The following is a 24,893-nucleotide window of genomic DNA, read 5'->3' on the forward strand; positions in this document are numbered from 1 at the left end:
GCCGGGTCCGTAGCGCCGGCCGTGCCGCTGCGGGCAGACCGCTGGTTCCGGCGTAGCGGCGACAGGCCATGCGGCCGAGATGGCGGTTCGTCGCATGCATCCGTGACGGTGGCGCTTTACATCGTTCCCTGGCTCCTGCATAAGGCTGGTCTTCTTTTGCTGGATTGCGCGCATGCGTCATTCATCGATCGCGATGCTGCTGGCATGCCTGCTGTGCCTGGCGCTGCCGGCGCTGGCCGCGCAGCCGGTGAGCTCGGTCGCCGAGTTCGATCTCGGCCGCTACGCCGGGCAGTGGCACGAAATCGCGCACCTGCCGGTGTCGTTCCAGAAGAAATGCGTCGCCGACATCACCGCCGCCTATGTACTGCGCGACGACGGGCTGGTCGGGGTGCGCAACGCCTGCCGCACCGGCAAGGGCGATCTGCTTTCCGCCGAGGGCGTGGCGCGACGGGTGGCGGGTCATCCCGGGCGCCTGCAGGTGCGTTTCGCGCCGGATTGGCTGGCCTGGGTGCCGCTGGTCTGGGCCGATTACTGGGTGATCGCGCTGGATCCGGATTACCAGTGGGGGCTGATCGGCGAACCGGAGCGCAAGTACCTGTGGGTGCTGTCGCGTTCGCCGCGGATGCCGCGTGCGCTGTTCGAACAGATCAAGGCCAAGGCGCTGGCGATGGGCTACGACCTGGATCCGTTGCTGGTCGTCGCGCCGCTGGACTGAACGGTCGGTCTCGCAGGTCCGCAGGCAAACGCGCTTGGCACATCGCCGCCAGCCGGCGAAGCACGCGCGGGCCGCGTCGCGCCGTCGCGCGCTGGCGCCGTCCTGCAGCAGTCGCCGTGGGGTTTGGCTGTCCAGTTGTGCATGGCTGCCGTTGCGCCGCTGCGCCAGCGCAGCGTGGTCGCCGCCGCAGCTTGGCCGGCCTTGTTGCGCTCGGCGCGGCGCATGCCCTGCAGCATCGCCTTGATACCTTGTTCGTTGGAGGCGGGCGGGCGTAGCGGTGTGCAGGGGTAGCGCATTCATTCTGTACGCAGCGTCACCTCGCCGTCGGCAAGCCGCGCGCGCAGGCGGTCGCCGGGCGCGACCTGCGCGGTCGAGCGCACCAGGGTGCCGTCGTCGACCCGGGTCAGGATCGCGTAGCCGCGCGTCACCGTGGCCAGCGGGCTGACCGTTTCCAGCGCGCGGGCCAGCGCACGCAGGCGCTGCGTGTCGGCCTGCAGCTGCCGCGCCATCGCCGCCTGCGGGCGCCTGCCGAGCGCGAGCAGGCGCTCGCGCAGCGCGGCCAGGCGCCGCTGCGGCTGCGCTGCGCGCAGCACCGCGGCCGCATGGCGCAGGCGCGCGCCGCGGCGTTCGTGCTGCTGCCGCCACAACGCCAGCAAGCGGCGCGCGGCATCCTGGTGGCGGCGCCGCAGCAATTGCAGTTGCGCCTGCGGGCTCTGCGCCTGCAGCCGCAGCAAGGCGCGGTCGGCATGCTGCATCGCCTGGCGCAGGCGGTGCTGTTGCCACTGCAGCAGCCGCGCGTGCTGGCCGCGCAGGCGTGCGGCGAGGTCGCGCTGGTCGGGGGCCAGCAGTTCCGCGGCGACCGACGGCGTCGGCGCGCGCAGATCGGCGGCGAAGTCGGCCAGGGTCACGTCCGTCTCGTGGCCGACCGCCGATACCACCGGCGTGGCTGAGGCGGCGATCGCCCGCGCCAGGCGTTCGTCGTTGAATGCCCACAGGTCTTCCAGCGAGCCGCCGCCGCGGGTCAGCAGGATCGCGTCGTAGCGGCCGCTGGCATCGGCGCGCTGCAGTAGCGAGGTGAGTTGCGCGGCGGCGCTGTCGCCTTGCACCAGGCTCGGCAGAATGTCCACCTGCAGCAGCGGCAGGCGCCGGCCGAGCACGCTCAGCACGTCGCGCACCGCCGCGCCGCTGGGCGAGGTGATCACCGCCAGGCGGCGCACGAAGGCGGGCAGTGCACGCTTGCGCTCGCTGGCGAACAGACCCTCGGCGGCGAGCCTGGCCTTGAGTTCCTCGAACGCGCGGCGCAACGCGCCTTCGCCGGCTTCCTCCAGGTGATCCAGCACCAGTTGGTAGTCGCCGCGCGCCTCGTACAGGGTCAGCCGGCCGCGCGCGAGCACGCGCAAGCCTTCGCGCGGGACGAACTTCAGCCACTGGCTCTTCGGTTTGAACATCGCGCAGCGCACCTGTGCCCGCGCGTCCTTCAAGGTGAAGTACAGATGCCCGGACGAGGGCCGGGTGACGTTGCCCAACTCGCCTTCCACCCAGGCCAGCGGGAACGCGCTTTCCAGCAGGTCGCGCGCCAGCGTGTTGAGCTGGCTGGGGCTGAGGATCTGGTCGTCGCGATCGGGCATGCGGGCGCTGCGTGGGCGTGTGGGCGCCTATCCTCGCACGTCGTTGTGAGCGGACGGTTGCGGCGCTGCGACGTCGCCCACTCGTGCCTGCTGCGCATGCCGCGCCAATGCCCACTGCACGTGTTCGCGCACCAGTGGCGAGGCGTGCTGCGCACGCGTGCCGAGCGCGGCCAGCACCTGCGGCGTGCTCGGCGCATTGCCCAGCGCCACCGCCAGGTTGCGCAGCCAGCGCTCGTGGCCGCTGCGGCGGATCGCGCTGCCTTCGGTGCGGCGCAGGAACTCGTCCTCGTCCCAGGCGAACAGCTGCGCCAGCGTGGCCCGGTCGAGATCGTTGCGCGCGCGGAAATCGGGTTCGTCGCTGCGCTTGGCGAACTTGTTCCATGGGCAGACCAGCTGGCAGTCGTCGCAGCCGAAGATGCGGTTGCCGATCGCCGGGCGCAGTTCCTCGGGAATCGCGCCGTCGTGCTCGATGGTCAGATAGGCGATGCAGCGGCGCGCGTCCAGCCGGTACGGCGCGATGATCGCTTGCGTGGGGCACACGTCGATGCAGCGCGTGCAGGTGCCGCAGTGCGCGCTGGCCGGCGGATCGATCGGCAGCGGCAGGTCGACGTAGATTTCGCCGAGGAAGAACCAGGAGCCACCGTTGCGGTCGATCAGGCAGGTGTGCTTGCCGATCCAGCCCAGCCCGGCATCGCGCGCCAGCGCGCGTTCCAGTACCGGCGCCGAGTCGACGAACACGCGATGGCCGAAGCGGCCGATCTCGCCCTGGATGCGTTCGGCCAGCTTCTGCAGGCGGTTGCGCATCAGCTTGTGGTAGTCGCGGCCCAGCGCGTAGCGGGCGACGTAGGCGCACTCGCCGTCGCGTAGCGTGTCCCAGGCCGAATCGTCGTCGTTGCGTCCGTAGTCCAGGCCGACCGAGATCACCCGCAGCGTGCCCGGAATCAGCTCGGCCGGGCGCGCGCGTTTGTCGCCATGCTGCGCCATCCATTGCATCGTGCCGTACAGGCCTTGCGCCAGCCAGTCGCGCAGATGCGCTTCGTCCTGTTGCAGCTCGATCCCGGCGATGCCGCAGCGCTGGAAGCCGAACTCGCGCGCCAGCGCGCGGATGCGCGCGGCGGCGGCATGGGGATCGATGGGGGCGGCGCTGCTGGACATGGCGCAAGTATAGAATCTCGCGCATGTCCGACTCGATCGATCTCTACGCCACCGCCGCCGCACGGCGCATCGATGCGCAGGCCACGGCCTTGCTCGGCGGCGACGGCTACACGCTGATGCAGCGTGCCGGCCAGGCCGCCTGGCAGACGCTGCTGCAGCATTGGCCGCAGGCGCAGCGCATCCTGGTGGCCTGCGGTACCGGCAACAACGGCGGCGACGGCTATGTGCTGGCGCGGCTGGCGCATTGCGCCGGACGCTGCGTGCGCGTGCTGCAGTTGCCCGGGCGCGGCCCGCAGTCGGCCTTGGCGCAGCGCGCCTGCACCGATTACATCGGCGTCGGCGGCCACATCGAGGTGTTCGATGCGGCGCTGGAACAGGCCGACGTGGTCGTCGATGCGCTGCTCGGCATCGGCCTCAACCGCGCGCCCGACGCCGAACTGGCCGCGCTGCTCGGCGCGCTCGCCGGGCTCGGCGCGCCGGTGCTGGCGCTGGACGTGCCCAGCGGCGTGGATGCCGAGCACGGCAGCGTGCCCGGTGCGGTATTGCCGGCGACGCTGACCGTGCAGTTCATCGTCGCCCATGCCGGGTTGCAGACCGGGGCGGCGCTGAACCAGGTCGGCGCCACCGCGCTGGCGACGCTGGAGGTGCCGGCCGCCGCGTTCGACGGCTGCGCGGCGCAGGCGCAGGCCTGGACCAGCGCGGTGCTGGCCACGCGCCTGGCGCCGCGCCGGCGCGACAGCCACAAGGGCGATTCCGGGCATGTGCTGTGCATCGGCGGCAACCTCGGCAGCGGTGGCGCGGTCATGCTCACGGCCGAAGCGGCGTTGCGCAGCGGCGCCGGCCTGGTCAGCGTGGCCACGCGCGGCGTGCATGTCGCGCCGCTGCTGGCGCGTTGTCCGGAGGCGATGGCGCATGCGCTCGAAGACGGCGCTGCATTGGCGCCGCTGCTGCGCAAGGCCAGCGTCGTCGCGCTCGGTCCCGGGCTGGGCCAGGACGAATGGGCACAGGGCCTGTGGCGGCTGGTGCTGGCGGCCGAATTGCCGTTGGTGATCGACGCCGATGCGTTGAACCTGCTGGCGCAGGCGCCGCGTGCGTTGCCGGACGCGGTGCTGACCCCGCATCCGGGCGAGGCCGGGCGGCTGCTCGGCATCGCTACCGCCGAGGTGCAGCGCGACCGCTTCGCCGCCGCCGCGGCGCTGGCCGAGCGCTACCAGGCGGTGGTCGTACTGAAGGGCGCCGGCAGCATCGTCGCCGCGCCGGGGCAGGTCCCGCGCGTCATCGCCGCCGGCAATCCGGGCATGGCAGTCGGCGGCATGGGCGATCTGCTGACCGGGGTGATCGCGGCGCTGCGCGCGCAAGGCCTGGCCGCCTTCGAGGCGGCCAGCGTCGGTGCGCTACTGCATGCGGCCGCCGGCGATCGAGCCGCCGCCGCCGGCCAGCGCGGCCTGCTGCCCTCCGATCTGCTGCCGGCGCTGCGCCACCTGGCCAATCCGGAAGCGAGCCGATGATGCGGCTCTATTTGCAAGACAGCGACGCCACCGAGCGCCTCGGCCAGGTCCTGGCCGCCACGCGCCCGGCGCAGGCGATGGTGCATCTGCGCGGCGATCTCGGCGCAGGCAAGTCGACCCTGGCGCGGGCGCTGCTGCGCGCGCTGGGCGTGCAGGGCGCGATCCGCAGCCCGACCTACACCCTGGTCGAGCGCTATCCGCTGGCCGACGGCGAAGCCTGGCACCTGGACCTGTACCGCATCGGCGCCGCCGGCGAACTGGATTTCCTCGGGCTGGACGAGGCGTCGGTGACCCTGTGGCTGGTGGAATGGCCGGAGCGCGGCGGCGATCTGCTGCCGCCGGCCGACCTCATCGTGGCACTGGCGCTGCACGGCGCGGGACGCGAAGTGCAATTGCAGGCCGGCACCGCGGCGGGCGCGGCCTGGCTGGCGCGGGCGGCCGAACGGCAGGACTTGCGGGGTCTTTCTGCAGGTTGACACTAGAAAGTGCAGGCAGGTTATGGATTATTAAGGGAAAACTGCTTGCGTTTATAGCGTGGCGATGCTTGAATCGCCCCCATGCGCCTGGGGATCCGTTTTTTCGCCTGTTCCGTCATCGCCGCAGGCTGGTGCCTAGCGGCGCAATCGGCGTTTGCGAGCCAGGTGCAGGCGGTTTCGCTTGGCAACGGCGCCACCGGCACCCGTGCCGAGATCCGATTGCAGGGCAGCGGCGGTTTCAGCACGCTGACCCTGGCCAACCCCAACCGGCTGGTCGTCGATCTGCCCGAATCCTCCGCCGTGCAGGGCCTGAAGCTGCCTGCGGGCAACGGCGTGGTCACCGCCGTGCGCACCGGCCATCCGGTCCCCGGCACCTTGCGCATCGTGTTCGACCTGAGCAGCCCGGTGGTGGCGTTCAAGCCGCAGATGCAGACGGTGGCCGGCAGTTCGGTGCTGGTGATCGAATGGCCGGGCGATGCGTCGTCGGCCAGGCCGGTGGCCAGTGCCGGCAATGGCGCGGCGACGCCCGCGCCGACGGCATCCACGATGCCAACCGCGGCAGCGGTTGAGGCCAAGCCGGCGCCCGATCCGCGCCTGGAAGCGGCGCGCGCGACTGCGGCCCTGACCTCGTCGGTGCTGCAACGCGCAGCACCGGTGCCGCCGCCGATGACGACCGTGGCACCGCGTCCGACCGCCGCGGGGACGCCGGCTGCTGCGCCGGGCAGCTCCGTCATTTCGATGGCGCCGACCACAGCATCCGCATCCGCTGCGGTCGGCGCCGCTGTGCCGGCGCAGCAAGGCGCCATCGCGCCATCGCCGATGCCCGACCGGCCCGAGGCGGCCAGCAGCGACGACGCGGCGGTCGCCGCGGCTGCCGAGGTGCGTCCGGTGATGCCGAGCGCGCCGTCGCGGGTGGCGATGAAGCCGGGCATGCGGCCGCTGATCGTGGCCATCGATCCCGGCCATGGCGGCCAGGATCCCGGCGCGATGGGCCCGACCGGCAAGCGCGAGAAGGACGTGACCCTGGCGATCGGCCGCGAACTGGCGCGGCAGATCAACGCCACGCCGGGCATGAAGGCCTACATGACCCGCGACAGCGACGTGTTCATCCCGCTGCCGATGCGCGCGCAGAAGGCGCGCGCGGCCAAGGCCGACATCTTCATCTCGATCCACGCCGATGCCGCCGAGAACCGCAGCGCGACCGGTTCCTCGGTCTACGTGCTGTCGACCAAGGGCGCCTCCTCGCAGCGCGCACGCTGGCTGGCGGACAAGGAAAACGCGGCCGACCTGGTCGGCGGCGTGCGCCTGCAGAAGACCGACAGCACCCTGGCCAGCGTGTTGCTGGACCTGGCCCAGAGCGGCCACATGAAGGCCTCCGAAGACGCGGCCGGGCACGTGCTGGGCGGGCTCAAGCGGATCGGCAACAACCACAAGCCGGAACTGGAGCGGGCCAACTTCGCGGTGCTGCGCACCTCGGACATGCCGGCGATGCTGGTCGAGACCGCCTTCATCTCCAATCCGGACGAAGAGCGCCGGCTGACCGATCCGGGCTACCAGCGGCGCCTGGCCGGCGCGGTGCTGGACGGGGTCAATACCTTCTTCACCCGCCAGCCGCCGCCGGGCACGCTGTTCGCCGCGCGCGCGCAGGCCGAGGCGGAAGCGGCCAGCACCGTGGCCGGCGGCAGCCGCTGAGGCGCTCGGCTATCATCGTTGGCTGATCCTCATGACGGCGTCCGCGCCGTGGCCGTGCCGATGTCCCGTCACCGTTGCTGTGCTCCGCTTTCCGAATCCGGCGCGATCGCGCGGCGTCCGCGTTGCGCGTGCGCGCCGCAGCGCAGGCGGGAGCCGGCATGAGCATCCGCCAGTTGCCCGATATCCTGATCAACCAGATCGCCGCCGGCGAAGTGGTCGAGCGCCCGGCCTCGGTGGTCAAGGAACTGGTCGAGAACGCGCTGGATGCCGGCGCGCGCCGCGTGGACATCGACCTGGAAGAAGGCGGCGTGCGCCTGATCCGGATCCGCGACGATGGCGGCGGCATCCCGCCCGAGGAACTGCCGCTGGCGGTGTCGCGGCACGCGACCAGCAAGATCGCCTCGCTCGACGACCTGGAATCGGTCGGCACGCTCGGTTTCCGCGGCGAAGCGCTGCCGTCGATCGCCTCGGTCAGCCGCTTCACCCTGGCCTCGCGCCGCCCCGGCGACGAGCACGGCGCTGCGCTGCAGGTCGATGGCGGCAAGGTCGGGCAGGTGCAGCCGCGCGCGCAGGCGCCGGGCACCACGGTCGAGGTGCGCGAGCTGTTCTACAACGTGCCGGCGCGGCGCAAGTTCCTGCGCGCCGAACGCACCGAGCTCGGCCACATCGAGGAATGGCTGCGCTCGCTGGCGCTGGCGCGCCCGGACGTGGAGCTGCGCGTGTCGCACAACGGCAAGCCGTCGCGGCGCTACAAGCCGGGCGATCTGTATTCGGACGCGCGGCTGGGCGAAACCCTGGGCGAGGACTTCGCGCGCCAGGCGCTGCGCGTGGACCACAGCGGCGCCGGGCTGCGCTTGCACGGCTGGATCGCGCAGCCGCATTATTCGCGTGCCAGCGCCGACCAGCAGTACCTGTACGTCAACGGCCGTTCGGTGCGCGACCGCAGCGTCGCGCATGCGGTGAAGATGGCCTATGGCGACGTGCTGTTCCATGGCCGGCAGCCGGCCTATGTGCTGTTCCTGGAACTGGAGCCGGCGCGGGTCGACGTCAACGTGCACCCGGCCAAGCACGAGGTGCGCTTCCGCGATGCGCGGCTGATCCACGACTTCGTCTACCGCACGCTGCAGGACGCGCTGGCGCAGACCCGCGCCGGCAGCACGCCGACCGCGGGCGATGCCGCGCAGGCGGCGTCGCTGGCGTATGCCGGCGGCGCGCAGCCGATGTCCGGCAACCCGAGCGGCGGTGGCTCCGGCGGCCAGGGCTATGGCGCGCAATGGCGCCCGGCGCAGTCGCCGCTCGGCCTGCGCGTCAACGAGGCGCCGGCCGCCTACGCGGCGCTGTATGCCGCGCCTGCAGGCGCGGCGGATGCCGCAGCGAACATGCCGCTGCAGGCCCAGGATGCGGCCGGCGGCCTGCCGCCGACCGCGGCCGACAGCGGCGTGCCGCCGCTCGGCTACGCGATCGCGCAGCTGCACGGCATCTACATCCTGGCCGAGAACGCCGAAGGCCTGATCGTGGTGGACATGCACGCCGCGCACGAGCGCATCGGCTACGAACGGCTGAAGAGCGCGCACGACGGCATCGGCCTGCATGCGCAGCCGCTGCTGGTGCCGATCACCCTGGCGGTGGGCGAGCGCGACGCCGACACCGCCGAGCGCGAGGCGGACACGCTGGCCGCGCTCGGCTTCGAGATCACCCGCAGCGGCCCGCAGTCGCTGCACGTGCGCAGCATCCCCGCGCTGCTGGCCCAGGCCGAACCGGAAGCCTTGCTGCGCGACGTGCTGACCGACCTGCGCGAGCACGGCCACAGCCGCCGCGTCGCCGGTGCGCGCGACGAACTGCTGTCGACGATGGCCTGCCACGGCGCGGTGCGCGCCAACCGGCGCCTTAGCGTGCCGGAAATGAACGCGCTGCTGCGCGACATGGAAGCCACCGAGCGCTCCGGGCAGTGCAATCACGGGCGTCCGACCTGGGCGCGCTTCACGCTGGGCGAGATCGATCGTTGGTTCTTACGGGGGCGCTGATGGGCAAGCGGGGAAGGGCGGCGGCGCTGCTGGCAGCGCTGCTCGCGTTGGGCGCATGCGGCAAGCAGGCACCGGCACCGGCCGCGCCGGCGGTCGCCGACACGGCATTCCTGGCCGATGAACAGCGCTGGCGCGAGCAGCGCAAGCAGGAGCTGCAGGCCGACGATGGCTGGACCAGTCTGGTCGGCCTGCACTGGCTGGAACTGAAGGAGCACTACATCGGCAGCGGCCCCGGCAGCGGCATCCGCCTGGCGGTCGGGCCGGCGCGGATGGCGCTGGTGTCGCGGGTGGACGACCAGGTGTTCCTGACCCCGGAGCCCGGCGCGGCGCTGAGCGTGCACGGCACGCCGCTGCTGCGGCGCATGCGCGTGTACAGCGACCACGACGCGACGCCGAGCGTGATCGACTTCGACGGCGGCAAGGGCAAGCTGAGCCTGATCGAGCGCGGCGGCCGCCATGCGCTGCGGGTCAAGCACGCCGATGCGCCGACCCGGCTCGGCTTCGCCGGGCTGCACTATTGGCCGCCGGCCGAATCCTGGCGCATCCGCGGCCGCTTCGTGCCCAACGCGCCGGGCAAGACCCTGCCGATCGTCGACATCATCGGCGTCACCACCGAGTCGCCCAATGCCGGCGCGCTGGAGTTCGAGCGCGACGGCAAGCGCTTGCGCCTGGAAGCGATCGGCGAACCCGGGCGCCCGCTGTTCGTGGTGTTCGCCGACCGTACCAGCGGCCGCGGCAGCTATCCGGCCGGGCGCTTCCTCGACGTGCCGGCGCCGAACGCCGACGGCAGCGTGGTGCTGGATTTCAATCGCGCCTACAACCCGCCGTGCGCGTTCACCCCGTTCGCGACCTGTCCGCTGCCGCCGCCGGAGAACCGGCTGGACCTGGCGGTGGAGGCCGGCGAGAAGACCTACGCCGCCGCACATTGAACCGAGACTCCCGATGATGCCGATCCCGCGCCTGCTGCGCAGCCTGCTGTTGTGCCTGACCCTGTTCGCCGCCGCGCCGGTGCCGGCGCGCGCGCCGCTTCCCACCGCGACGCCGAGCGCGACGCCCGCGCCGCCGACGCCGCTGCTGTGGAAGGTCAGCGGGCCGCGCGGCGCGCTGTACCTGCTGGGTTCGTTCCATCTGCTCAAGCCGGAGGACTATCCGCTGGCGCATGAGGTCGATGCGGCCTACGCGGCGTCGCCGCGGCTGCTGTTCGAGCTGTCGCCGCAGGATGTGGAATCGCCGCAACTGGGCGCGCAGATGCTGCAGGCGGCGCAGCGCCAGGACGGCAAGCGCCTGCAGGACGATCTGGACGCGGCCACCTGGCAACGCCTGCGCCGCTACGCCACCGGCCACGGCCTGCCACTGGAGCAGATGGGCGGATTCGAGCCGTGGTTCGTCGGTCTGAGCATCAGCATCGCCGAAATGAAGGCGCAGGGCCTGCAGGCCGACGCCGGCCTGGACCGGCATTTCATGGACATGGCGGTGCAGGCCGGCAAGACCGCCGAGGGACTGGAGACCGCGCAGGCGCAGATCGCGATGCTCGACGGCATGGAGCCGGTCGAGCAGAAGCAGATGCTGATCGAGGCGCTGGACGATGCCGAGCAGGGCGCGGCGCAGACCCAGCGCCTGCACGATGCCTGGCGCCGCGGCGACGAGCGCCTGCTGTGGCAGGACATGGGCATGGAGATGAAGCGCGACTACCCGCGGCTGTACCAGCGCATCAACGTCGAGCGCAATCAGGCCTGGGTGCCGCGGCTGGAACAGCGCCTGCGCGACGGCCAGGGCGACACGCTGGTGGTGGTCGGCGCCTTGCACCTGCTCGGCCCCGACGGCGTGGTCGAGGCGCTGCGCGCGCGCGGCTACAAGGTCGAGCGGATCTGTTCCGGCTGCCGCACATCGCAATCGCCGCGTTCGCGCTGAGCCGGCGCCGCCGCGTTGGCGCCAGTCGTGCAGGCGACATTTGCAGGAGCGGCTTCAGCCGCGACCAGGACTCTACCGGTAAAGCCCGTCGCGGCTGAACTTGACTCCTACAAAGGGATGCAGGCGGCTGAAGGACGCTGCAGCGCGCCTCAGCGCGCCCGCGACTTCGGCGCGGCGCCGGCGGCCGGCGGCTCGCTCGGCTTGGTGCCGCCTGCGGCCGGACGGCCGAAGCCGGCGCCGAGGTTGCGCTGGAACTCCTGCCACAGCTCCATGTTGCGCTCGGTCAGCTGGTTCATCATGGTCCACGGGGTCTGTCCGAGCAGGTTGCCCATCTGCTGGCGGAACTGCTGCTGCTGGTCCAGGAACACCTGCATGCTGCGCTCCAGGTAGTTGCCCATGAAGCCCTGCAGCGAATCGCCGTAGAAGCGGATGATCTGGCTGAGCAACTGGGTGGACAGCATCGGTTCGCCGTCCTGTTCCTTGTCGGCGATGATCTGCAGCAGCACCGCGCGGCTGAGGTCTTCGCCGGTCTTGGCGTCGCGGACCTCGAATTCTTCGCCGTCGATGATCAGCTGGCGGACGTCTTCGATGGTGATGTAGCTGGAAATCTCGGTGTCGTAGAGGCGGCGATTGGGGTACTTCTTGATGATGCGGATCTCAGCCATGAAGCGGTCGCTCTTGACGGTAAGCGCGCAGCATGGCGCAGCGCAGTAGGGCTTGCAACCGCAGCAAGCCCCTGAACTGGGGGCTTGCTGCAAAAAAATGCTGCGCAGCATGCCTGCGGGGCGGATGCGGGATGCGCAATGCCAGCTGCAGCATTTTCGGTAGCGTTACCTCGGCTGCGCCGCGTACCGACCTGAGCGGTTCAGTCGCCTGCCGCTACCAGCCCATGTGGTGGCCGCCGTTGATGTCCAGGTTCGAACCGGTGATCCAGGCCGCTTCCTCGGCGACCAGGAACGCCACCGCGTAGGCGATCTCTTCCGGCTTGCCCAGGCGCCCGGTCGGGATGTCGGCGATGATCTTGGCGCGCACCTCGTCCGGCACCGCCATCACCATGTCGGTGGCCACGTAGCCCGGCGACACGGTGTTGACGGTGATGCCGTAGCCGGCGTTCTCGCGCGCCAGGGAAATGGTGAAGCCGTGCATGCCGGCCTTGGCCGCGGCGTAGTTGGCCTGCCCGTACTGGCCCTTGAGGCCGTTGATCGAACTGATCTGGATGACCCGGCCCCAGCGCTGCCGGCGCATGCCTTCGATCACCGGGCGGGTGACGTTGAACACCGAGTTGAGATTGGTGTTGATGACCTCGTGCCACTGCTCGGCGGTCATCTTGTGGAAGGTGGTGTCGCGGGTGATGCCGGCGTTGTTGACCAGCACCTCGACCGGGCCGAGTTGCCGCTCCACTTCCTCCACCAATGCCTGCGCGGGCGAGGCGACGTCGCCGGCGACGATGGCGATCTCATGGCCGCGTTCGCGCATGCGCTGCTGCCAGGCGCGCGCCTTGGCCTCGTCGCGGTAGTTGCTGGCCACGCGGTGGCCTTGTGCGGCCAGCCGCTCGCAGATCGCAGTGCCGATGCCGCCGGTACCGCCGGTGACCAGCGCAACGCGTGATGTCATGGATTCGCTCCGGATAGGGAAGAAGAAAGGGAGAGGGCCGCATTGCGGCCGAAACCTCGATTCTAGTCAGCCTTGGCGTCGCTGGGGATACCGGCTGCGTCCGCCAGCGTCCGATCCTGCGCCGGCAGCCGCGCCGGCTCGAATGCGCGCCGCGCCGCGGCCAGCAGCGCGGCCACCGAACCGGCCCCGGCCAGCGCCGCCGGGGCCTGGCCCAGCAGCGCCCAGGCCAGGCGCAGCGCGGGCAGCGGATCGACGTCGTCCAGCGGCAGCGCCGCATGCGACTTGGACAGCTTGCGGCCATCGGCGCCGAGCAGCAGCGGCAGGTGCAGGTAGTTGGGCGTCGGCAGGCCCAGCGCGCGCTGCAGCAGGATCTGCCGCGGCGTGGAATCGAGCAGGTCGGCGCCGCGGACCACGTCGCTGATGCCTTGCGCGGCGTCGTCGACCACCACCGCCAGCTGGTAGGCCCAGCAACCGTCGGCGCGCAGCAGCACGAAATCGCCGACCTCGGCATGCACGTCCTGCGCGATGTCGCCGCGCACGCCGTCGCGAAACCCGACCGCGCTGCCCGCGGCCACCCGCAAGCGCAGCGCTTGCCGTGACTGCGCCTGTACGGCCACGCAGCGATGGTGCACGCCGCCTTGCGCGGCCAGTTCGCGGCGGCTGCAACTGCACGCGAAGGCCTGGCCGGCCTGCAGCAGGCGCTGCGCCGCGGCCTGGTAGGCCGCGCCGCGCGCGCTCTGGCGCAGGACCTGCCCGTCCGCTTCCAGGCCGCAGGCGCGCAGGCTGGCCAGCTGGCGCGCGGCCGCGCCGGGCACGCTGCGCGGCCGGTCCACGTCCTCGATGCGCAGCAGCCACTCGCCGCCGGCATGCCGCGCCAGCAGCCAGCTGCCGAAGGCGGCGAGCAGCGAGCCCAGGTGCAGCGGGCCGGTGGGCGAGGGCGCGAAACGGCCGCGGTAGGGAGGCGAGGACATGGGCAGGCTGAATCGTCGGTCAGGTACGCGCTTGAATTCAAGCTGTACGCGCCGCAGATTCGAGCCAGTCCTTCATGTTTCCTGGTGCGGAGTCCACGCTTCCATGTTCAATCGAATCGCCTTGTTCCTCATCACCAATCTGGCGGTGCTGGTGCTGGCCGGCATTGTCATGTCCGTGTTCGGAATCAATCCCAACCAGATGGGCGGGCTGCTGGTGATGGCCGCGCTGTTCGGTTTCGGCGGCTCGCTGGTGTCGCTATTGCTGTCCAAGTTCATGGCCAAGCGCGCCACCGGCGCGCAGGTGATCGCCGAACCGCGCAACCACACCGAGCGCTGGCTGCTGCAGACGGTGCGGCGGCAGGCGCAGGCCGCCGGCATCGGCATGCCCGAGGTCGGGGTCTACGACGGTCCGGAGATCAATGCCTTCGCCACCGGCGCCAACCGCAACAACGCGCTGGTCGCGGTGTCCACCGGGCTGCTGCAGCACATGACCGAGGACGAGGCCGAGGCGGTGCTCGCTCACGAGATCAGCCATGTCGCCAATGGCGACATGGTGACCATGGCGTTGCTGCAGGGCGTGCTGAATACCTTCGTGATCGTGCTGGCGCGGGTGGTCGGCGGGGTGGTGGACGGTTATCTGTCCGGCAACCGCGATGGCCGCCGCGGCCTGGCCTACTACGCGATCGTGATGGTGCTGGAACTGGTGTTCGGCCTGTTCGCGACGATGATCGCGATGTGGTTCTCGCGCTACCGCGAGTTCCGCGCCGACGCCGGCGGCGCCAGCCTGGCGGGTCGCGCCAAGATGATCGCGGCGCTGCAGCGGCTGGAGCTCAACCACGGGCAGAGCACGCTGCCGGCGCAGGTGCAGGCGTTCGGCATCGCCGGCGGCCTGGGCCACGGCCTGCGCAGGCTGTTCATGAGCCACCCGCCGCTGGCCGAGCGCATCGCCACGCTGCGCGCCGCGCACAGCAACGCGACGGTGCGCTGACGGCCTGCGCGCTGCCCTTGCTCCATCGCTGGCGTCGCTGGTTCAAACCAACGATCCGGATCAAACAAACGCCAGGCCGGATCATCCGGCCTGGCGTTCATCGTTTCAGGGTTTCAGCCGCAGCGGCGGCGTTCGGTCTTGGCGAATCCCCAATCCCCAATCCCCAATCCCGGCCCTCAGGCAAAATCGAACGTCATCTCCGGTCCCGCCAGGCCGACGAACTCGCCCTGCACGTAGTCCACGCCGGCGCTGAACAGCAGGCTCATCGAGGTGGCGTCGGCGACGAACTCGGCGATGCTGCGGATCCCGGCCGACTGCGCGCGCTCGGTGATCTCGCGGATCTTTTCCTGGTGCTCGCGGGTCTGCGCCAGATCCTGGGTGAAGCCGCGGTCCAGTTTGAGGAACGAGGGCTGGAAGTGCGCCAGCAGCTGGAACGAGTCCAGGCCCGAACCGAACTGCTCCAGCCCGACCTTGCAACCCAGGCCGGTGGCGGCGCTGAGGAACTGCTGCGCGTTGCGCAGGTGGGTGAACACCTTGGCCTCGGGCGTCTGCAGCCACAGGCGCTCGCCGGGGACGCCGTGCGCGGCCAGTTCGCGGCGGATCAGCTCCACCATCTGCAGATCGGCGAAGGCATCCGGGCTGATCTTGACCAGCAGGCTGGTGGCATGGCCGGCGCGCTGGCGCGCGCCGATCACCGCGATCGCGCGCGCCACCACCCAGCGGTCGATCTCGGCCATCAGCCCGTGTTCGGCGGCGATGCCGAGGAAGGTGGTGGGGCCGATGATCTCGTCGTTGCGCTCCAGGCGCAGGTAGGCCTCGTACAGTTCGTGCGGCTCGCCCTGCAGGTTCAGCACCGGCTGGTAATGCAGCAGGAAGCCGTCGCCGGCCAGCGCCTCGCGCAGCTGCTGCACCCAGCGCTGGATGCGCGCTTCCTCGACCCGGTCGGCGGCGCCGGGGTCGAAGATCTTGCAGGCGTTGCCGCCCAGTTCGATCGTGGCCTGCACATTCTCGCTGGCGCGGGCCAGGACCTGGCCGACGGTGGCGATCTTCTCGCCGATCTGCACGCCGCCGATGCTGACGGTGACCGTGGCCGAGCGCTCGCCGACGCTGAACACGTGCGCTGCGTAGGCGTTGAGCAGGCGCTCGGCCTGCGCCGAGGTGCGGCCATAGTCGCCCTGCAGCAGCAGCGCGAAGTTGTGCTCGCCGAAGCGCGCCGCCTGCACGTCGCCGTCGATCGCCGCGGCCAGGTGCCGGGCCAGCGCCGCCACCAGCGCGTCGGCCGAGTCCAGGCCGATGTCGGCCAGCAGCCGCGTGTAGTGGTCCGGCTCGACCAGCAGGAAGCCGTAATAGCCGTCGCCGCGGCCGACCTGGGCCACCGCGTTCTCCAGCGCCAGCATGAAGGTCGGGCGGTTGAGCAGGCCGGTGACCTGGTCGCGCTGGCGCAGGTCCTCGACCTCGCGCGCCAGTTCCGGATCGAATTCCTCGCGACGGCGGAACACCACCTGCACGCAGGCCTCGCCCTCGTAGCTGGCGGTGGCGAACTCCATCGTCGCCGGGAAGCTCTCGCCCTCCATGGTGCGTGCATCGACCTGGTACTGCGCCGGCGGCGGTTCGCCCTTGCCCAGCGACTTCAGCAATTGCTTGAATTCCTCCACGTGCTGCGGCGCGACCATGTCCAGCAGCGACACGCCCTCGACATCGTCGAACGATTCGAAGCCGAACATCTCCAGGTAGGCGTCGTTGGCGCGGATGTGCATGCCTTCGTGGATGTAGGCGATCGGATCGCGCGAGGAGGCGATCAGCGCGTCGCAGCGGCGCTCGGTCTCGCGCATCTGCGCCTCGATCCGGCGCAGGCCGCGGCGCGCATGCAGGTCGGCCCAGGTGTTGCGCAGCACCGACAGCAGGTGCTCGGGACGCTGGCGCAGCGCGATCGCGCGCGCGCCGCCGGCCACCGCCTCGACCCATTCGTTCTCGTCGATGCTGTCGGCGAGCAGGATCACCGGGATGTCCTTGCCGCTGGCGCCCACGCGCTGCAGCACCTGCGGTAGCGGGATGGCCTGCGAGCGCGCGCTCAGCACCAGGTCGATCGGCTGCGCGGCGAGCATGGCGCCCAGTTCCTCGGCGTGCTGCGGCCGCGACGGCCGCACCGCGATGCCGCTGTTGCGCAGGCTGCTGACGATCGCTTCGGCGTTTTCACCGCTGTCGTCGACGATCATCAGGCGCAGGGTGGTGTCTTTGCCTGTTTGCATGAAGCCTCCCGGAGACGGGGTTTAATACACGATGCCTGCAGCGGCGTCCATGTCGGCCGGGAATGGGGAATAGGGAATGGGGAGTCGCAAGAGCGGGCTGTCGTGTCTGAACGTTCGCGGGCGGGCCGAGCAGCGCCCAAGCAATGGGCAGTGTTTCGAGTCCCCATTCCCTATTCCCCATTCCCGGCCGCTAGGCCACGCCGCCGGCCGCATGGCCCGAGGCCCAGGCCCACTGGAAGTTGTAGCCGCCCAGCCAGCCGGTCACGTCCAGCACCTCGCCGACGAAGTACAGGCCTGGCAGCTGGCGCGATTCCATCGTCGCCGACGACACCTGGCCGGTGTCCACGCCGCCCAGGGTGACCTCGGCGGTGCGGTAGCCCTCGGTGCCGCTGGCCACCAGCGGCCAGGCGCCGAGCAGGGCGGCAGCGGCGCGCAGCTGCGGTTCGTCGAGCTGGCGCAGCGGCTTGTCCGGCAGCCACACCTCGCACAGCCGCTGCGCGAAGCGGCGCGGCAGCGCCTCGCCCAACACCGTGCGCAGCTCGGCGGCGCCGCGCAGGCGCTTGTGCTCGCGCAGCCACGCGGCCGCGTCCTGCCCGGGCAGCAGGTCCAGGCGCAGGTCGTCGCCCGGCTGCCAGTACGAGGAGATCTGCAGGATCGCCGGGCCGCTGATGCCGCGATGGGTGATCAGCATGAAGTTGCGGAAGCTGGCGCCATTGCAGCTGGCTTCCACCGGCAGCGCCAGCCCCGACAGGTCCTGCAGGCGTTCCTGGTGCTTGCCGCTGAGGGTCAGCGGCACCAGCCCGGCACGGGTCGGCAGCACGGCGTGGCCGAACTGGCGGGCCAGTTCGTAGCCGAAGCCGCTGGCGCCCAGGCTGGGAATGGACAGCCCGCCGCTGGCCACGACCAGCGAGGCGGCGTGCACCGGGCCGTCGTCGCTGTCGATGCGGAACCCCTCGCTGCCGCGTTCCACGCCGCGCACCGCGCACTGGGTGCGGATGGTCACCCCGGCTGCGTCGCATTCGTCCACCAGCATGCGCACGATCTGCTTGGAGGAGATGTCGCAGAACAGCTGGCCCAGTTCCTTCTCGTGATAGGCGATGGCGTGGCGCTCGACCATCTCGACGAAATCGGCCGGGCGGTAGCGCGCCAGCGCCGACTTGCAGAAGTGCGGGTTGGCGGACAGGAAATTGCCCGGGCCGGTGCCGGTATTGGTGAAGTTGCAGCGCCCGCCGCCGGACATCAGGATCTTCTTGCCGACCTTGCTGGCGTGCTCGATCACCCGCACGCGGCGCCCGCGCCGGCCGGCGCTCAGCGCGCACATCAGCCCGGCGGCGCCGGCGCCGATGACCGCGACGTCGACCCGGATCGGCTCGGCGCACGCGTTCATGCCGCGGCTTTGCGCACCGTCGGGGTGAAGGTGACGCTGCCGTCGTCGCCGAGCAGCTGCACTTCGCCGTCCTGGATTACCACGTCGAAGCGCATGCTGCGCTGGATCAGTTCGGCGGCCGACGCCACCGCGTCGCCGGGCAGGTCGACCACCTGCAGCGGCTTGAGCTTGAGCAGGCCGGAGGCGCTCTTCTCCCACCAGATGTCGGCGACGCGGCCGCCGTAGTTGACCACCACCACCTCACGCGCGCGGCCGCAGGCCTTGCGGACGCGCGATTCGTCGGGCTGGCCGACCTCGATCCATTGCTCGATCGCGCCGGTGTAGTCCATCCGCCACAGGTCCGGTTCGTCGTCGCTGCTCAGGCCCTTGCCGAACAGCAGACGTTCCTCGGCGAACAGGGCGAAGGTCAGCAGCCGCGCCATCAGCCGCTGGTCGGTCTCGGACGGGTGCTGGGCCAGGGTCAGCGCATGCGCCGCGTAATAGCCGCGGTCCATGTCGGAAATCTGCAGCTCGGCCTTGCGGAGGGTGGCGGTGAGGGCCATGCGGCTACCGGGATCAAAGGGCGGCCATGATAATGCGTGGCGATGTCCGATCCCCGCCCACCGTCCGCATTGGTTCCGGCCCCGAGCCGCTGGCAGTTGCCGCCAGGGCCGTGGCCGACCCTGCTGGACGGCTTGTGCGCGCGCTTCCCGCAGGTGTCGCGGGCGCAGTGGCAGGACCGCTGCGCCCGCGGCCGCGTGCAGGACCTGCACGGGCAGCCGTTGCCGGCGTCGCTGCCGTACCGGGTCGGGCTGGACGTGCGCTATTTCCGCGAGGTCGCCGACGAGGCGCCGATCGCCGGGGTGGAGCGCATCGTCCATGCCGATGCGCATCTGGTGGTGGCCGACAAGCCGCACGGACTGCCGGTGACCCCGTCCGGGCGCTACCTGCGCGAGACCTTGCTGGCGCGGCTGGTGGCGCGGCTGGGCAATCCGGCGCTGGTGCCGCTGCACCGGCTGGACCGCGCCACCGCCGGGCTGGTGCTGTTCTCGGCCGATCCGGGCAGCCGCGCCGCCTACCAGGCGCTGTTCCGCGAGCGGCGCATCGCCAAGGCCTACCAGGCGCTGGCCCCGGCCTTGCCGAGGCAGGCGTTCCCGCTGCTGCGCGCCAGCCGGCTGGTGCGCGGCGAACCGTTCTTCCGCATGGCCGAGGCCGACGGCGAGGCCAACAGCCTGACCCGGATCGCGGTGCTGGACGCGCCCGAGGGACCATTGTGGCGCTATGCGCTGGCGCCGGTGACCGGGCGCAAGCACCAGTTGCGCGTGCATATGGCGGCGCTGGGTGCGCCGATCCTGGGCGATGCGCTGTATCCGCAGCTGCGCGCGAAGGAGGAGGACGAAGCCGCCGACACGCTGCACTTGCTGGCGTGCGGGCTGGCGTGCGGGCTGGCGTTCGAGGATCCGCTCAGCGGGCAGGCGCGCTGCTTCGCCAGTGCGCAGACCCTGGCCTGGCCGTCGGCATAGCCGATACAGTGCGGACGCTGGCGCCGAGGCGCGCGACCCTGGGCAGGGCGAACATGGTGGGCGGCATTTTGTTGTCGTTGCGACAGTCGCCACCGCCTCAGTGCGTCAAGGCTGCGGGAGCGGCTGAATGTGCGGGTGCGGGGTTGCCAGGGAGCCGCGCAATTTGCGCAGAACAATGGGCGTGTCGGCCAGATCGGCGAGAACTTAGGCCGGGGTTCAGCCTCTTTTGTGAGCAATCGCGGTTTGTCTACACAAACTTGTCGCTTTTTGCGAACGACCCGCGTATGGTGCATTCCACTGTGTTTGCTAGGGTCACCGTGAATCGTGGCCTGGTGTGGTTGATCTCGCGATCCGCTTCATCGTTCCGCTTTACCAACGCCTGCAACTCAGTCTCGGCCCCGATACCCGGTGGCTGCGATTTTCGTCAATTCAATGTTTCAGGAGTTAGTAAATGAGCGATCGTCAGACTGGTACCGTGAAGTGGTTCAACGATGCCAAGGGCTTCGGCTTCATCACCCCGGAAATCGGCGCGGACCTGTTCGTGCACTTCCGTGCCATCCAGGGCACCGGCTTCAAGTCGCTGCAGGAAGGCCAGAAAGTGACCTTCGTGGCCGTCCAGGGCCAGAAGGGCATGCAGGCTGACCAGGTGCAGGCCGTCTGATTTAGACGCCAGCTACCGCAAGCTTGTCAAAACGCCGGGAGCGCAAGCTTCCGGCGTTTTTGTTTGTGCATTGGGGGCGCCCGATTGCCGGGATCGGCCGGCGGCCGCATGCATGCGCGGCCTGTCGCTGCGTGCGGCTACCATTGCTGGCCCCGCGTCCTCCGGAGCCGTCGCCATGATCAGCGTCCATCACCTCAACCAGTCCCGTTCCCAGCGCGTGCTGTGGCTGCTGGAGGAACTGGCGCTGCCCTACCAGGTGGTCAAGTACCAGCGCGACAGCCAGACCATGCTGGCGCCGCCGGAACTGCGCGCGATCCATCCGCTGGGCAAGTCGCCGGTGCTGGTCGACGACGGCCAGGTGCTGGCCGAATCCGGCGCGATCCTCGATTACCTGGTGGAGCGCTACGACACCGAGCGCGCGCTGTCGCCGTCGCCGCAGCCGCTGGAGGCGCCCGAGCGCCTGCGCTACCGCTACTGGATGCATTACGCCGAAGGCTCGGCGATGCCGCCGCTGCTGATGAGCCTGGTGTTCGGGCGCATCCGTTCGGCGAAGATGCCATTCTTCGCGCGGCCGGTCGCCCGTGCCATCGTCGACAAGGCGATGCACCGCTTCGTCGGTCCGCAACTGACGCTGCACCTGGACTGGATGGAGCGCGAGCTGGCCGCCACCGGCTGGTTCGCCGGCGAGCGCTTCACCGCCGCCGACGTGCAGATGAGCTTCCCGGTGCAGGCCGCGGCTGCGCGTGCCGGGCTGCAAGCCTATCCGAACCTGGCCGGCTTCGTGCAGCGCATCGAGCAGCGCCCGGCCTACCAGCGCGCGCTGCAGCAGGGCGGGCCGTTCGAGCTGCTCGGCAGCGGCAAGGCCGGCTGAGGCCGAGCGCGGCGCGCGGCGCGGGCGCTCGACACGCCGCGCCGTGCCGTGCCGCTTCACGGTGGCGGCATGCGCGGCTGGCACTGGCGCACGAAGGCGATGCTGTCGGCCATGACCGGCAGCGCCGGATCGTCCTTGCGCAGCGCCAGCGCCAGGCGCAGATGGCCGACGCCTGGATAGATCTTCAGGTCGGCGGGCACGCCGGCGCGTTGCAAGGCCGCTTGCAGCGAGCGGCTGTCGTCCGGTTCGACCACGCGGTCGTCGGCGCCGTGCAGCAGCAGTGCCGGCGGTTCGTCGCCATCGACGAAGGCCACCGGCTGCGAGCGCCGCTGCTGCGCCGGGTCGCGGCCGAACATGCCGATCAGGTCGGGATCGGTCAGTGGCAGGAAGTCGTAGGGACCGGCCAGGCCGACCAGGCCGCACAGCTGCCGCGGCGACAGGCCCTGCGCCTGCAGCCAGCGGCCGTCGCTGGCCAGCAGCGCGGCCATGTGCGCGCCGGCGGAGTGGCCCATCAGCACCAGCCGGCGCGGGTCGCCGCCATGTTCGGCGGCATGGCGCCGGCTCCAGGCCACCGCGGCGGCGGCGTCGCGCATGAAGCCGTCCAGGGTCACCTGCGGGTATTTGCGGTAGTCCGGCACGATCGCGACCACGCCGTGCCGCGCCAGCGCCTCGCCGACCCAGCGGTACTGCTGGCGGTTGCCGGTCTTCCAGGTGCCGCCGTGGAAGAACACCACCACCGGCGCGTCCTGCACCGCGGCCGGGCGGTAGACGTCCAGCTTCAGGCCATGCGCGGCATCGAACACGATGCCGCGCTGCTCGCTCAGCCCCTGGCGCGCGGAGCCGGCGTTGAGGCCGCCGAAGAACACGCTGCTGCAGGCGGAGACCAGCAGCGAGGACAGCGCGACCAGCAGGTGGCGCGGCCAGCGCGGCGGCAACGGCGAACGTTCGGACATGGGCGGTACCTGCAGGAAAGGAGCGGGAGCATGCCGCATGCGCATGTCGGCAGCGAGTGCATGGCGTCGGCGGCGCTGCCGGCAATTGCGCGGGCGACGCCGCTGCGGATGCGCTGTCTCGGCCGCAGTTCATCGTTCCCTTCTCCTGCCGGGACCATGGCCCCCTTTTTGGGGGAAGGTGGCCCGCAGGGGCGGATGAGGGTCCGGCTGGCCTCGTGCACCCAAACACAGCGAGACGCTTCGCGCCGCACCCTCACCCCAACCCCTGTCTCCCACGGGGACTTCCTTCGGTCGCCGGTGGGAGAGGGGCTGTAAGCTGGCGCCTATGCCGCCATTGCGCTTCGACAACCGTTTCACCGCCGAGCTGCCCGGCGATCCCGAGCATGGCCCGCGCCTGCGCGAGGTGCTGGGCGCGTTGTGGTCGCAGGTCGCGCCGACCCCGGTGGCCGCGCCGCAGCTACTTGCCCATTCGCGCGAGGTGGCGGCGCTGCTCGGGCTGTCGGAACCAGAGGTGCTGGCGCCGCAGTTCGTCGAGGTCTTCGCCGGCAACACGCTCTACCCGGGGATGCGGCCGTACGCGGCGAACTACGGCGGCCACCAGTTCGGGCACTGGGCCGGGCAACTCGGCGACGGCCGCGCGATCGCGCTGGGCGAGGCGCTGGGCGCGGACGGACGGCGCTGGGAGCTGCAGCTCAAGGGCGCCGGCCGCACGCCGTATTCGCGCGGCGCCGATGGCCGTGCGGTGCTGCGCTCGTCGATCCGCGAATTCCTGTGCAGCGAGGCCATGCACCACCTCGGTGTGCCGACCACGCGCGCACTGAGCCTGGTCGCCAGCGGCGAGCGCGTGGTGCGCGACATGTTCTACGACGGCCATCCGCGCGCCGAGCCGGGCGCGGTGGTGTGCCGGGTGGCGCCGTCGTTCGTGCGCTTCGGCAGTTTCGAGCTGCCGGCCGCGCGCGGCGATACGGCCTTGCTGCGGCAGCTGGCCGACTTCGTCATCGACCGCGATTTCCCCGCCTTGCAGGCGCAGGGCGCCACGCGCTATGCCGACTGGTTCGGCGCGGTCTGCGCGCGCACCGCGGCGATGGTGGCGCAGTGGATGCGGGTCGGCTTCGTGCATGGGGTGATGAATACCGACAACATGTCGATCCTGGGCGTGACCATTGATTACGGGCCGTATGGCTGGATCGACGACTACGATCCGGACTGGACGCCCAACACCACCGATGCGCAGGGCCGCCGCTACCGCTTCGGCACCCAGCCGCAGATCGCGTACTGGAATCTGACCCGGCTGGCGCAGGCGCTGGCGCCGCTGTTCGCCGACGTGGCGCCGCTGCAGGCCGGGCTCGCGCGTTTTCGTGCGGCGTACGCGCAGGCCGAACGCGACACCGCCGCGGCCAAGCTCGGCCTGGCCGAATGCGGCGCGGCCGACCTGGCGCTGATGCAGGATCTGTTGCAGCTGCTGCAGCAGGGCGAGGTGGACATGACCCTGTGGTTCCGCGGGCTGAGCGCGGCACAGGTGCCGATGCTGGCGGACTTGGCCGACGCGTTCTACGACCCGGCCAAGCTGGCCGCGCAGGCGCCGGCGTTCGAGGCCTGGCTGGCGCGCTATGCGCAGCGGCTGCAGGCCGATCCGCTGCCGGCGGCCGCGCGCATGGCCAAGATGCGCGCGGCCAACCCACGCTACGTGCTGCGCAACTACCTGGCGCAGCAGGCGATCGACCGCGCCGAGCAGGGCGACCCCAGCGGGATCGCTGAACTGCTGGAGGTGATGCGCCATCCCTACGACGAGCAGCCGGGGCGCGAGGCGTTCGCGGCGCGGCGCCCGGACTGGGCGCGTGCGCGCGCCGGGTGCTCGATGCTGTCGTGCAGTTCCTAGCTCGTCAGCGCGCCGGCACGGCGCGATAGCGCCAGGCGGCGAGGAAGCTGCTCACCACTTCCGCGGCCAGCGCCTGCTGGCTGTCGCGATCCGGGGCCTGTCCGTTGAGCATCGCGCCGGGATAGGCATAGCCGATCGCCGCGCCGATGAAGGCGCTGGCGGCCAGCGCGGGCGAGGCCACGCGCACGTCGCCGCGCGCATCCAGCATCTGCAGCAGGTCGCTCAGGCGCTGGCGCAGGCGCCCGGTGCGGCGCTGGTGCATCGACTGCAGCAGCTCCGGCAGCTGCGCGCTGGCCTGCACCAGCAGCCGGTGCAGGCGCAGCGAGGACGGCGCGTACAGGTGCGCCTGCACGGTCAGCGCGATGTGCTGCAACGCGCGCGGCAGGTCCTGCGAGGCCGCATCGCCGATGTTCTCCAGCTGCGCCTGCAGTTCTTCGTTCAGCGCCTCGAACACCTGCATCAGCAGCTCGGCCTTGCTGGAGAAATGGTTGTACAGGCTCTGCCGGGTCAGCCCGGCGTGCAGCGCGATCTGCTCCAGCGAGACCTCCAGGCCGTGCTCCAGCAGCAGCTCGCGCGCGGCGCGCAGCAACCGGGGCCGCGCCAGCGCGGGACGCCCGCGCTGGCGGCCGGCCGGCGCAACCACGCCCGCCTTGGCGGCCACCGGGGCGGCGCGAGGGGACGTGGCGCGGGCGATTGTGCGATCCTTCAT

Annotated in this window: 22 protein-coding genes; 12 read left to right on the forward strand and 10 right to left on the reverse strand. The window is 71.0% G+C overall.

Annotation, left to right across the window (positions count from 1 at the left end; genetic code table 11):
* Positions 1 to 172 precede the first annotated feature (172 nt).
* On the forward strand, positions 173 to 715 hold the full coding sequence (locus FZ025_RS16445; RefSeq protein WP_046978945.1) for a lipocalin family protein: 543 nt from the start codon (positions 173 to 175) through the stop codon (positions 713 to 715).
* A gap of 296 nt (positions 716 to 1,011) precedes the next feature.
* On the opposite strand, the gene xseA is transcribed toward FZ025_RS16445, so the two are convergent.
* Together xseA and queG are read right to left on the reverse strand one after the other, a co-directional pair.
* Positions 1,012 to 2,343: an exodeoxyribonuclease VII large subunit gene (xseA, locus tag FZ025_RS16450; protein WP_104557878.1), complete on the reverse strand. Its 1,332-nt coding sequence runs from the start codon at positions 2,341 to 2,343 to the stop codon at positions 1,012 to 1,014.
* Positions 2,344 to 2,370: 27 nt separating this feature from the next.
* Entirely contained in the window at positions 2,371 to 3,498 is a 1,128-nt protein-coding gene (gene queG, locus FZ025_RS16455) for a tRNA epoxyqueuosine(34) reductase QueG (RefSeq protein ID WP_046978943.1), read from the reverse strand.
* 23 nt (positions 3,499 to 3,521) lie between these two features.
* On the opposite strand from queG, the gene FZ025_RS16460 reads away from it, so the two are divergent.
* The 6 genes from FZ025_RS16460 (at position 3,522) to FZ025_RS16485 (ending at position 11,109) form a co-directional block, all read left to right on the forward strand.
* Entirely contained in the window at positions 3,522 to 5,006 is a 1,485-nt protein-coding gene (locus FZ025_RS16460) for a bifunctional ADP-dependent NAD(P)H-hydrate dehydratase/NAD(P)H-hydrate epimerase (RefSeq protein ID WP_046978942.1), read from the forward strand.
* Positions 5,003 to 5,482 carry a tRNA (adenosine(37)-N6)-threonylcarbamoyltransferase complex ATPase subunit type 1 TsaE gene (gene tsaE, locus FZ025_RS16465; RefSeq protein WP_046978941.1) on the forward strand — a complete coding sequence of 160 codons (480 nt, stop codon included), beginning with the start codon at positions 5,003 to 5,005 and terminating at the stop codon, positions 5,480 to 5,482. Before FZ025_RS16460 ends, tsaE begins: the two co-directional genes overlap by 4 nt.
* A gap of 81 nt (positions 5,483 to 5,563) precedes the next feature.
* Complete coding sequence (locus tag FZ025_RS16470) at positions 5,564 to 7,174, forward strand: N-acetylmuramoyl-L-alanine amidase (protein WP_104557880.1); 1,611 nt, start codon at positions 5,564 to 5,566, stop codon at positions 7,172 to 7,174.
* Positions 7,175 to 7,332: 158 nt separating this feature from the next.
* On the forward strand, positions 7,333 to 9,198 hold the full coding sequence (gene mutL, locus FZ025_RS16475; protein WP_104558094.1) for a DNA mismatch repair endonuclease MutL: 1,866 nt from the start codon (positions 7,333 to 7,335) through the stop codon (positions 9,196 to 9,198).
* A complete protein-coding gene (locus tag FZ025_RS16480; RefSeq protein ID WP_104557882.1) occupies positions 9,198 to 10,127 on the forward strand; it encodes a DUF1684 domain-containing protein in 930 nt (309 codons plus the stop codon). Before mutL ends, FZ025_RS16480 begins: the two co-directional genes overlap by 1 nt.
* 16 nt (positions 10,128 to 10,143) lie before the next feature.
* Complete coding sequence (locus FZ025_RS16485) at positions 10,144 to 11,109, forward strand: TraB/GumN family protein (RefSeq protein WP_104558096.1); 966 nt, start codon at positions 10,144 to 10,146, stop codon at positions 11,107 to 11,109.
* Between the two features lie 149 nt (positions 11,110 to 11,258).
* On the opposite strand, the gene phaR is transcribed toward FZ025_RS16485, so the two are convergent.
* From phaR to gluQRS, 3 genes are all read right to left on the reverse strand, one after another.
* Positions 11,259 to 11,774: a polyhydroxyalkanoate synthesis repressor PhaR gene (gene phaR / locus FZ025_RS16490; protein ID WP_104557884.1), complete on the reverse strand. Its 516-nt coding sequence runs from the start codon at positions 11,772 to 11,774 to the stop codon at positions 11,259 to 11,261.
* 214 nt (positions 11,775 to 11,988) lie between these two features.
* Entirely contained in the window at positions 11,989 to 12,723 is a 735-nt protein-coding gene (gene phbB / locus FZ025_RS16495; protein ID WP_104557886.1) for an acetoacetyl-CoA reductase, read from the reverse strand.
* 62 nt (positions 12,724 to 12,785) lie between these two features.
* Positions 12,786 to 13,694, reverse strand: a complete 909-nt coding sequence (gene gluQRS / locus FZ025_RS16500; protein ID WP_104557888.1) for a tRNA glutamyl-Q(34) synthetase GluQRS — start codon at positions 13,692 to 13,694, stop codon at positions 12,786 to 12,788.
* Between the two features lie 103 nt (positions 13,695 to 13,797).
* Between gluQRS and htpX the strand changes: the two genes are divergently transcribed.
* The gene (htpX, locus tag FZ025_RS16505) at positions 13,798 to 14,682 is read left to right on the forward strand and encodes a protease HtpX (protein ID WP_104557890.1); all 885 of its coding nucleotides are present in this window, start codon (positions 13,798 to 13,800) and stop codon (positions 14,680 to 14,682) included.
* A 176-nt stretch (positions 14,683 to 14,858) separates the two neighbouring features.
* Here the strand turns inward: htpX and FZ025_RS16510 are convergent, their stop codons facing one another.
* From FZ025_RS16510 to FZ025_RS16520, 3 genes are all read right to left on the reverse strand, one after another.
* On the reverse strand, positions 14,859 to 16,931 hold the full coding sequence (locus FZ025_RS16510) for a GGDEF/EAL domain-containing response regulator (protein ID WP_046979219.1): 2,073 nt from the start codon (positions 16,929 to 16,931) through the stop codon (positions 14,859 to 14,861).
* A gap of 190 nt (positions 16,932 to 17,121) precedes the next feature.
* Entirely contained in the window at positions 17,122 to 18,318 is a 1,197-nt protein-coding gene (locus FZ025_RS16515) for a BaiN/RdsA family NAD(P)/FAD-dependent oxidoreductase (RefSeq protein ID WP_104557892.1), read from the reverse strand.
* Positions 18,315 to 18,860: a YaeQ family protein gene (locus FZ025_RS16520; RefSeq protein ID WP_046981222.1), complete on the reverse strand. Its 546-nt coding sequence runs from the start codon at positions 18,858 to 18,860 to the stop codon at positions 18,315 to 18,317. The genes FZ025_RS16515 and FZ025_RS16520 overlap by 4 nt, the downstream gene beginning before the upstream one ends.
* 42 nt (positions 18,861 to 18,902) lie before the next feature.
* Between FZ025_RS16520 and FZ025_RS16525 the strand changes: the two genes are divergently transcribed.
* The 3 genes from FZ025_RS16525 (at position 18,903) to FZ025_RS16535 (ending at position 21,352) form a co-directional block, all read left to right on the forward strand.
* Entirely contained in the window at positions 18,903 to 19,820 is a 918-nt protein-coding gene (locus FZ025_RS16525) for a pseudouridine synthase (protein WP_046981223.1), read from the forward strand.
* Positions 19,821 to 20,271: 451 nt separating this feature from the next.
* On the forward strand, positions 20,272 to 20,481 hold the full coding sequence (locus FZ025_RS16530) for a cold-shock protein (RefSeq protein WP_046981224.1): 210 nt from the start codon (positions 20,272 to 20,274) through the stop codon (positions 20,479 to 20,481).
* 175 nt (positions 20,482 to 20,656) lie between these two features.
* The gene (locus tag FZ025_RS16535) at positions 20,657 to 21,352 is read left to right on the forward strand and encodes a glutathione S-transferase family protein (RefSeq protein ID WP_046981225.1); all 696 of its coding nucleotides are present in this window, start codon (positions 20,657 to 20,659) and stop codon (positions 21,350 to 21,352) included.
* 56 nt (positions 21,353 to 21,408) lie between these two features.
* Here the strand turns inward: FZ025_RS16535 and FZ025_RS16540 are convergent, their stop codons facing one another.
* The gene (locus FZ025_RS16540) at positions 21,409 to 22,305 is read right to left on the reverse strand and encodes an alpha/beta hydrolase (RefSeq protein ID WP_046981226.1); all 897 of its coding nucleotides are present in this window, start codon (positions 22,303 to 22,305) and stop codon (positions 21,409 to 21,411) included.
* Positions 22,306 to 22,630: 325 nt separating this feature from the next.
* Here FZ025_RS16540 and FZ025_RS16545 point away from each other — a divergent pair, with 325 nt between their 5' ends.
* On the forward strand, positions 22,631 to 24,184 hold the full coding sequence (locus FZ025_RS16545; protein WP_046981227.1) for a protein adenylyltransferase SelO: 1,554 nt from the start codon (positions 22,631 to 22,633) through the stop codon (positions 24,182 to 24,184).
* Positions 24,185 to 24,188: 4 nt separating this feature from the next.
* Here FZ025_RS16545 and FZ025_RS16550 read toward each other — a convergent pair whose 3' ends face one another.
* On the reverse strand, positions 24,189 to 24,893 hold the full coding sequence (locus FZ025_RS16550; RefSeq protein ID WP_244292391.1) for a TetR/AcrR family transcriptional regulator C-terminal domain-containing protein: 705 nt from the start codon (positions 24,891 to 24,893) through the stop codon (positions 24,189 to 24,191).

Source organism: Xanthomonas hyacinthi, from assembly GCF_009769165.1.
GTDB lineage: Bacteria > Pseudomonadota > Gammaproteobacteria > Xanthomonadales > Xanthomonadaceae > Xanthomonas_A > Xanthomonas_A hyacinthi.